Source organism: Pseudomonas sp. PDM02, assembly GCF_014852285.1.
In the GTDB taxonomy this organism is placed as follows: domain Bacteria; phylum Pseudomonadota; class Gammaproteobacteria; order Pseudomonadales; family Pseudomonadaceae; genus Aquipseudomonas; species Aquipseudomonas migulae.
Map to the genome: position 1 here is coordinate 1 of NZ_JACVBL010000049.1, position 387 is coordinate 387.

At 41.9% G+C, this 387-nt stretch carries 1 rRNA gene; it reads left to right on the forward strand.

Features of this window, described 5'->3' with window-relative positions:
* Positions 1 to 64: ribosomal RNA gene (locus tag IB245_RS28970) — 16S ribosomal RNA — on the forward strand; the annotation flags it as partial.
* Between the last annotated feature and the right edge of the window lie 323 nt (positions 65 to 387).

Below are 387 nucleotides of genomic sequence, written 5' to 3' on the forward strand. Positions count from 1 at the left end.
CATGACTGGGGTGAAGTCGTAACAAGGTAGCCGTAGGGGAACCTGCGGCTGGATCACCTCCTTAATCGACGACATCAGCTGCTCCATAAGTTCCCACACGAATTGCTTGATTCATTGAAGAAGACGAGAGGCCAGCCTTTAAGGTGGTTTGTTTTGTTCGAGTTTAGAAATGAATATTCCAGTGTGAATATTGATTTCTAGTCTTTGGCTAGATCGTTCTTTAAAAATTTGGGTATGTGATAGAAAGATAGACTGGATAGCACTTTCACTGGTGTTTATTCAGGCTAAGGTAAAATTTGTGAGTTTAATCGCGAATTTTCGGCGAATGTCGTCTTCACAGTATAACCAGATTGCTTGGGGTTATATGGTCAAGTGAAGAAGCGCATA